This is a genomic window from Arthrospira sp. PCC 8006, assembly GCF_046480465.1.
In the GTDB taxonomy this organism is placed as follows: Bacteria; Cyanobacteriota; Cyanobacteriia; order Cyanobacteriales; family Microcoleaceae; genus Limnospira; species Limnospira platensis.
On record NZ_PKGG01000282.1, the window covers coordinates 1 to 5,611 of the forward strand.

Genomic DNA, 5,611 nt, shown 5'->3' on the forward strand with positions numbered 1-5,611 from the left:
AATTTCCTAACTTTACTTATCCATTTCTGGGCTTCCTATAGGAATTTGTATGAGTTAGTTCGTTTTGACCTTGGGTTCCCTGCCTTATTTGGTATATTTCTATACCGAATGTTGGGACATATAAACAGTTATGAGGATGGTCAGGAGTGCGCTCCTTATATTCAACCAAGGGGTTGAAGTCCCCACCAGGCGGTTATTTCAGGTATTTCAACCCTATTTCATGCCTGAACGTCTCGCACAATTAGTTTAATTTTGTCAATGGGTGACAGTTGCTCGATGGCGGGGAGCAATTCTGTAAGTGTCATCATAAATTGGGTTATGGTGATTTGGACAATGGTTGGGCTGGTATAGTTTTGATTTGATCTCAAGTTTCAGGGATAAACCCGGTTTCTTGGCTGCTCAAATCTCCCCTAACCAGGTTTCAATGGCAGATATCAGATTCCGTTGATTGGGGGGAAAGCCTTTTAAGGGGGCTTCTAGGGGTTCTGAGGTGAGGTAATTTTCGCTCAGATTTGAGTGCAGTGGATTTTTTTAGGTTTTAATAAGGTTTTGTTGGCCGAGTTCTAGGGAGATGCCACTAATGCGATCATCTCGAGGGCGGTAGGATAACACTTCAATGCCAATGGGTTCATTGGTGTCTCCATCTTTGAAAAGGATAATATCGTTCCCAAGTTCCGTAGCAATTTGGTTAGGGCGGGGAGATTGCCAAAAAATGGTTAACAGCTCGGTTTCTGGTTCGTAAAAGACTTTTATTTGAGCCATAATTTTGCTCGGTGTTTTGATGGCATCAGTTTGGTAAGCTGTAATCAAGTAACCCTCTCCATTTAAACGCCGTGCAACGGCAACCAGCCACCTTTTGGCTTTGAGGGTGCGATAAAATAGCAAGACATCAATATCGCGCTGACTTTGGTAAATGGCATCGGGTTGATTAAGGGTTTGCTGAATTTCAGTTTCATAATCAGTAATATCAGGATGCTTGATAAGCAATGTTTGCCAGTAGCTTTCGGTGGTGCGGACGGTGAACCCTAGGGGAGTAGAAACAATAAATTTAACAATTGATTCCATGTTTTAGCTGAAGGCTAGGGTTTGCTAATATTTTAACAGTTTTGGATGCTCAAATCTTCCCTAACCCGGTTTCAATGGCGGATATAGCCATCCTAAATGATTTGTACCTCACCCGATATCCCCTCGGATGTTCTGGGCCGCCAACGAGAAAGGGGCCGCCATCGTCTTCCACGACTGATTTAGGACTACTATATCAGATTCGGTTGATTAGGCGGAAACCCTTTTAACGGCAATTACCCCCGTCAGACAAAAGGCGATTCTCCTAGGTCAACGCCGAAGCGATCGCTTCTGTGGTGGGTTGATTAACGGTGACTCGGAGCGATCGCCTCAATTTGAGAACACCAAGAAAAGTCTTTGATGTTAAAAGTGTAGATTGTGGTAACATCATGGGCTAACATAATCCCAATGTGCAGTAAATCAAAAACACCTCCATTGCTTACAGGTCTTTCTGCCAATAAACCGATCCAACGTTCAAACAAATCCACCGGAGTTGAAAGTAGACAGATATGGGGCATCTGACAAATCCGGTTAATGCGGATAATTGCTTCCGTTGGCTGTAAAGGCGTGGCTAAAATAGCGGGATTAGTAATATAGGAGTAAAATTCCGCTAAAACCTGCGATGAGACACACAAAATTTCCCTTTCGGTGGGTCTAAATATTTCTAAAGCGGCTTTGTGTTGAGGGGCTTTGGTATTAGCAACATAAGCGAGGATATTCGTATCCAGATAAATTCGTTTAGCTTCCCCTGCCATAAAGCATCGTCCGATTAAAGGGCTGGAGAATTTCGCTGGCAAAAAACAAGGAATTCAAGTCTGATTCTGAGATATTTTCTCGGGTTGATTGTTTCTGCTGTTGATTAATAGTTTTAAAAGTTTCTATCATCTTGTGAATTTGCTCGATTTGTTCTGGGGTGAGTCCGGTGATATCAAGAGTTTGAGTCATTTTTGAGTTGGGGGCTAGGGGTTGTTGACATTTTAGCTAATTTTGGTGCTAAGGGTCAGAAACCGGGTTTCTTGGCTGCTTAAATCTCCTCTAACCAGGTTTCGATTCTCCTACCCAGACACTTCCGGAACGCCTATATCAGATTCCCTTGATTCGGCGGAAAGCCTTTTAACGGCGCTTCTAGGGATTCTGAGGTGAGAAATCGTGCTCTCCTAGGTCAACGCCGAAGCGATCGCTTCTGGGGTGGGTTGGGTCGGGGTGGAAACGGTTTCGCTACCGAAGAGGATGGCACGGTGGGGGAGGAGGTGGGGCGCGTTTTAGGGTTTTGAGGTGGCGATCGCATTTCCGGCGAGGTCTTCCTCGGTACAAGTGATTTTCCAAATCAGGGGGACATTGAGTCAGAAAAATGTTAATATAAGTAAATCGGCACGACAATAAATCTGAACATAAAATCAACCACTAGCGATGAAAAAGTCCATCGAACTCAATGAAGAATTGGTGAAAGAAGGATTGCGCTTAACCAATATTCAGACAGAACAAGAATTAATTAACTTGGCTTTATCCGAGTTAGTCAAAAACCGCAAAAAACGAAATTTACTCGATTTGAGTGGACAGATTCAATTCTCAACAGATTACGACTATAAAGCCTTACGGTTAAACCGGAATGTTTTTGATTGATACATCAGTTTGGATTGCTGTTTTCCGAGACAAGACTGGTACAGTTGGTCAATCTTTATCAGAAATTATTAAGGAGCAACCCATTTTTTTGAGCCGATTTACTCAAATGGAACTGTTGCAAGGTTGCCGAGATGAACGGGAGTGGAGGTTATTATAAACCTATCTGCAAGACCAAGACTATATCGAACCAACTCCTAATACTTGGGTCGCGGCTGCCCGAATTTATTACGATTTACAACGACAGGGATTAACGGTTAGAAGTAGTATTGATTGTTGTATTGCTCAACTGGCGATCGCACATCAGTTGATCTTAATTCATAATGACCGTGATTTTGAGACAATTGCAACGGCAACCAGCCTTAATAGTTTACGCTTTCGACCTGACAATAATTAATTATCAACTCTCCTCTAACCCTATTCTAACCTAAAAAATGCCAATCCTCAAATCTCCCCTAACCAGGTTTCGATTCTCCTACCCAGACGCTTCCGGAACGCCGATATCAGATTCCGTTGATTGGGGGGAAAGCCTTTTAACGGCGCTTCTAGGGGGTCGTCGGTGAGAAATGCGATTCTCCTACCCAGACGCTTCCGGATCGCAATTACCCCCGTCAGTTTTTGGCAAAAGGCGATCGCTTTTGGGGTGGGTTGAGTCCGGGTGGAAATTCGCCGCCGAAGAGGATGGCTCCGTGGGGGAGGAGGTGGGGCGCGTTTTAGGGTTTTGAGGTGGCGATCGCATTTCCGGAGGGGTGGCGGGTTCCGGGGGATTTTCCTCTGCGAGAGAGGCTATGTTTTGGGTTCAGTATCCGTGCTTTCTAAGTCTAACCATAAGCGTAAAATTGTTTCAATTTGTGACAACTGCTCTGGATCTAATTCACCTAATTTTTTCAGAAGTTTTGCATGAGGAATGGTAATCAGGTTTTGTACGTCGAAAACTCCGGGTTTGAGAAACCGGGTTTTAATCTCAACTTCAAAACGTGAACCTCTAGGACTGGTGGTGTGGGGAATCAATGTTGTTAATGCTCTATCCTGCATGAGGGCAGGAATACTCACCACAAGACAGGGCCTAACCTTGGCGGTGTAACCTAAATCGACAAGCCAGACTTCTCCCCGGTTAGGACTACTCATAATCTGCTTCTTGCTCATCTAAGGCTAAAAATAGTTCTTCTGCATTGAGGACTAAATCCTCATCGGTCAAAGGGGGAACGTCAAAATTGATAACTCGCTTGAGTATTTCTGCTGCGATCGCCTGTTGTTCTGTCTTCGGCAACTCATCAAAGTTTTTGAGAATTTCTTGAGCTAGGGTATTCATAACAGTTCAGTCCGCTTCGTTACCCAAAATCAGGTTTCAAGGTCAATTCCAATTTTATCCTAAGTTTCAGGCAGAACCCCAGTTACTTAAATCTCCCCTAACCAGGTTTCGATCGCCGATATCAGATTCGGTTGATTGGGGGGAAAGCCTTTTAACGGCGCTTCTAGGGGTTCTGAGGTGAGAAATGCGATTCTCCTACCCAGACGCTTCCGGAACGCAATTACCCCGGTCAGTTTTTGGCAAAAGGCGATCGCTTCTGGGGTGGGATGTTCACAGTCCGTGAGGAGGAGGGCGCGGTGGGGGAGGAGTTGGCGGCGTTGCAGTGGTTTGAGGGCGCGGCGCAGTTGGGCGGGGGTTTTGGGTTCCGGGGGGTCTTCGTCGGGACATGGGGTGTCTCAGGATGGGGTGTGGTGGGGGGTGCCGCTAAGTGGTGAAGTAGAATATCATTAAAGGTGATTGAGTACCGTGAGGCTTCGTCAATGATGACATTTAATGATATAGTTGAAGGAATTAAAAGTCTTTCTACTAATGAAAAAGAAGAAATTCAATCATTGTTGCAGCAGTATCTCCGTGAAGAACGTCGCGATAAGATTTATGAGAGTTTCCAAGCAGCCCAGAAAGAACAACAACAAGGAAACCTCAAGTTTTCTAACCAGATTGACGAATTGAAACAACTGATTGATGAATAATCATGGAAGTTAGTTTCAGTTCGGCTTTTAAACGGGCTTTACAAAAAATGCTTAAAGGGAATGAAAACTTAGAGTCAAAATTTTGGCAAAAACTAGAAATATTTACGTCAGACCCTTACGATCCGAGCTTAAGAACCCATAAGCTATCAGGAAAACTGAAGGATTTATGGAGTTTCACTGTAGATTACGACGTGAGAGTATTATTTTATCTTACAGAAGATAACAAGGCTATTTTTGTTGATTTCGGCAGCCATGACGAAGTTTATTAAGGGGTTAAAAACTCTGTTTCTCAAATCTCCTCTACCCAGGTTTCAATAGCAGATATCAGATTCGGTTGATTGGGGGGAAAGCCTTTTAACGGCGCTTCTAGGGGTTCGTCGGTGAGAAATGCGATTTTTGCTTGGATGTGAGTTCGGTTGATTTTTTTCAGGTATTAACAAGATTTTGTTGACCGAGTTCTAGGGAGATGCCACTGATGCGATCATCTCCAGGACGATAGGACAAGACTTCGATGCCAATGGGTTCATGGGTATCTCCATCTTTAAACAGGATAATATCGTTCTCAAGTTCGGTCGCAATTTGATTGGGACGGGGAGATTTCCAAAAAATGGTTAAAAGTTCGGTTTCGGGTTCGTAAAATACTTTTATTTGGGCCATAATTTCGCTCCGTTTTTTATTGCATCAGTTTGGTAAGCGGTAATCAAGTAACCCTCGCCATTTAAACGCCGAGCAACAGCAACTAGCCATCTTTGTGCTTTGATGGTGCGATAAAATAGCAAAACGTTAATATCGCGCTGACTTTGGTGAATGGCATCGGGTTGATTCAGGGTTTGCTGAATTTCAGTTTCAAAATGGGTAATATCGGGATGTTTGATCAGCAATGTTTGCCAGTAGTTTTCGGTGGTGCGGACTGTAAACCCTAGGGGTG

At 44.0% G+C, this 5,611-nt stretch carries 17 protein-coding genes and 1 pseudogene; 7 read left to right on the forward strand and 11 right to left on the reverse strand.

From position 1 onward, the window contains the following. Window positions 1-399 precede the first annotated feature (399 nt). From B9T16_RS25075 to B9T16_RS25090, 4 genes are all read right to left on the reverse strand, one after another. Window positions 400-522, reverse strand: coding sequence for a hypothetical protein (locus B9T16_RS25075; RefSeq protein WP_373869271.1), 123 nt, complete (start codon window positions 520-522; stop codon window positions 400-402). Between the two features lie 9 nt (window positions 523-531). After that, entirely contained in the window at window positions 532-1,065 is a 534-nt protein-coding gene (locus tag B9T16_RS25080) for a hypothetical protein (protein WP_006616224.1), read from the reverse strand. 302 nt (window positions 1,066-1,367) lie between these two features. Then, window positions 1,368-1,817 (reverse strand): type II toxin-antitoxin system VapC family toxin, encoded by a 450-nt coding sequence (locus tag B9T16_RS25085; protein WP_014276960.1) that lies wholly within the window; start codon window positions 1,815-1,817, stop codon window positions 1,368-1,370. Next, window positions 1,801-2,007, reverse strand: coding sequence for a hypothetical protein (locus B9T16_RS25090; RefSeq protein ID WP_014276959.1), 207 nt, complete (start codon window positions 2,005-2,007; stop codon window positions 1,801-1,803). The genes B9T16_RS25085 and B9T16_RS25090 overlap by 17 nt, the downstream gene beginning before the upstream one ends. A 194-nt stretch (window positions 2,008-2,201) precedes the next feature. Here B9T16_RS25090 and B9T16_RS25095 point away from each other — a divergent pair, with 194 nt between their 5' ends. The 4 genes from B9T16_RS25095 to B9T16_RS25110 all read left to right on the forward strand — a co-directional run bounded on the left by B9T16_RS25095 (window position 2,202) and on the right by B9T16_RS25110 (window position 3,079). Further along, window positions 2,202-2,336 (forward strand): hypothetical protein, encoded by a 135-nt coding sequence (locus B9T16_RS25095; protein ID WP_410246043.1) that lies wholly within the window; start codon window positions 2,202-2,204, stop codon window positions 2,334-2,336. Window positions 2,337-2,472: 136 nt separating this feature from the next. Then, the gene (locus B9T16_RS25100) at window positions 2,473-2,685 is read left to right on the forward strand and encodes a type II toxin-antitoxin system VapB family antitoxin (protein WP_006615890.1); all 213 of its coding nucleotides are present in this window, start codon (window positions 2,473-2,475) and stop codon (window positions 2,683-2,685) included. Further along, window positions 2,672-2,842: a hypothetical protein gene (locus B9T16_RS25105; protein WP_410246044.1), complete on the forward strand. Its 171-nt coding sequence runs from the start codon at window positions 2,672-2,674 to the stop codon at window positions 2,840-2,842. The genes B9T16_RS25100 and B9T16_RS25105 overlap by 14 nt, the downstream gene beginning before the upstream one ends. A gap of 24 nt (window positions 2,843-2,866) precedes the next feature. Further along, a complete protein-coding gene (locus tag B9T16_RS25110) occupies window positions 2,867-3,079 on the forward strand; it encodes a PIN domain-containing protein (protein WP_410246046.1) in 213 nt (70 codons plus the stop codon). A 47-nt stretch (window positions 3,080-3,126) separates the two neighbouring features. Here the strand turns inward: B9T16_RS25110 and B9T16_RS25115 are convergent, their stop codons facing one another. Further along, window positions 3,127-3,315 carry a hypothetical protein gene (locus B9T16_RS25115; RefSeq protein ID WP_373869272.1) on the reverse strand — a complete coding sequence of 63 codons (189 nt, stop codon included), beginning with the start codon at window positions 3,313-3,315 and terminating at the stop codon, window positions 3,127-3,129. Between B9T16_RS25115 and B9T16_RS25120 the strand changes: the two genes are divergently transcribed. Beyond that, a complete protein-coding gene (locus B9T16_RS25120) occupies window positions 3,249-3,407 on the forward strand; it encodes a hypothetical protein (protein ID WP_014276958.1) in 159 nt (52 codons plus the stop codon). The two genes, B9T16_RS25115 and B9T16_RS25120, sit on opposite strands and share 67 nt — an antisense overlap. A gap of 61 nt (window positions 3,408-3,468) precedes the next feature. Here B9T16_RS25120 and B9T16_RS25125 read toward each other — a convergent pair whose 3' ends face one another. From B9T16_RS25125 to B9T16_RS25135, 3 genes are all read right to left on the reverse strand, one after another. Next, entirely contained in the window at window positions 3,469-3,810 is a 342-nt protein-coding gene (locus B9T16_RS25125; protein WP_006615845.1) for a type II toxin-antitoxin system PemK/MazF family toxin, read from the reverse strand. After that, a complete protein-coding gene (locus B9T16_RS25130) occupies window positions 3,803-3,994 on the reverse strand; it encodes a hypothetical protein (protein ID WP_006615844.1) in 192 nt (63 codons plus the stop codon). Before B9T16_RS25130 ends, B9T16_RS25125 begins: the two co-directional genes overlap by 8 nt. 86 nt (window positions 3,995-4,080) lie before the next feature. Further along, complete coding sequence (locus B9T16_RS25135) at window positions 4,081-4,338, reverse strand: hypothetical protein (protein WP_373869273.1); 258 nt, start codon at window positions 4,336-4,338, stop codon at window positions 4,081-4,083. A 135-nt stretch (window positions 4,339-4,473) separates the two neighbouring features. Between B9T16_RS25135 and B9T16_RS25140 the strand changes: the two genes are divergently transcribed. Beyond that, window positions 4,474-4,683, forward strand: a complete 210-nt coding sequence (locus B9T16_RS25140) for a hypothetical protein (protein WP_197535915.1) — start codon at window positions 4,474-4,476, stop codon at window positions 4,681-4,683. A gap of 2 nt (window positions 4,684-4,685) precedes the next feature. Further along, the gene (locus tag B9T16_RS25145) at window positions 4,686-4,952 is read left to right on the forward strand and encodes a type II toxin-antitoxin system YafQ family toxin (protein WP_006615780.1); all 267 of its coding nucleotides are present in this window, start codon (window positions 4,686-4,688) and stop codon (window positions 4,950-4,952) included. A gap of 20 nt (window positions 4,953-4,972) precedes the next feature. On the opposite strand, the pseudogene B9T16_RS25150 reads toward B9T16_RS25145, so the two are convergent. The 3 genes and pseudogenes from B9T16_RS25150 to B9T16_RS25160 all read right to left on the reverse strand — a co-directional run. Next, a pseudogene (locus B9T16_RS25150) lies at window positions 4,973-5,080 on the reverse strand (histidine kinase); the annotation flags it as partial. 29 nt (window positions 5,081-5,109) lie between these two features. Beyond that, on the reverse strand, window positions 5,110-5,340 hold the full coding sequence (locus tag B9T16_RS25155; RefSeq protein WP_006615789.1) for a hypothetical protein: 231 nt from the start codon (window positions 5,338-5,340) through the stop codon (window positions 5,110-5,112). Further along, window positions 5,328-5,611 (reverse strand): hypothetical protein (locus tag B9T16_RS25160; protein WP_410246045.1); only part of this gene is annotated, 284 nt, incomplete at its 5' end. The genes B9T16_RS25160 and B9T16_RS25155, both read right to left, overlap by 13 nt.

Bases quoted from the DNA above. Each gene is read 5' to 3' on its own strand.
- B9T16_RS25105 (WP_410246044.1), top strand. From the start codon at position 2,672: ATGTTTTTGATTGATACATCAGTTTGGATTGCTGTTTTCCGAGACAAG.
- B9T16_RS25130 (WP_006615844.1), bottom strand. From the start codon at position 3,994: ATGAATACCCTAGCTCAAGAAATTCTCAAAAACTTTGATGAGTTGCCG.
- B9T16_RS25125 (WP_006615845.1), bottom strand. From the start codon at position 3,810: ATGAGTAGTCCTAACCGGGGAGAAGTCTGGCTTGTCGATTTAGGTTAC.
- B9T16_RS25100 (WP_006615890.1), top strand. From the start codon at position 2,473: ATGAAAAAGTCCATCGAACTCAATGAAGAATTGGTGAAAGAAGGATTG.
- B9T16_RS25145 (WP_006615780.1), top strand. From the start codon at position 4,686: ATGGAAGTTAGTTTCAGTTCGGCTTTTAAACGGGCTTTACAAAAAATG.
- B9T16_RS25080 (WP_006616224.1), bottom strand. From the start codon at position 1,065: ATGGAATCAATTGTTAAATTTATTGTTTCTACTCCCCTAGGGTTCACC.
- B9T16_RS25085 (WP_014276960.1), bottom strand. From the start codon at position 1,817: ATGGCAGGGGAAGCTAAACGAATTTATCTGGATACGAATATCCTCGCT.
- B9T16_RS25090 (WP_014276959.1), bottom strand. From the start codon at position 2,007: ATGACTCAAACTCTTGATATCACCGGACTCACCCCAGAACAAATCGAG.
- B9T16_RS25120 (WP_014276958.1), top strand. From the start codon at position 3,249: ATGCGATTCTCCTACCCAGACGCTTCCGGATCGCAATTACCCCCGTCA.
- B9T16_RS25155 (WP_006615789.1), bottom strand. From the start codon at position 5,340: ATGGCCCAAATAAAAGTATTTTACGAACCCGAAACCGAACTTTTAACC.
- B9T16_RS25140 (WP_197535915.1), top strand. From the start codon at position 4,474: ATGATGACATTTAATGATATAGTTGAAGGAATTAAAAGTCTTTCTACT.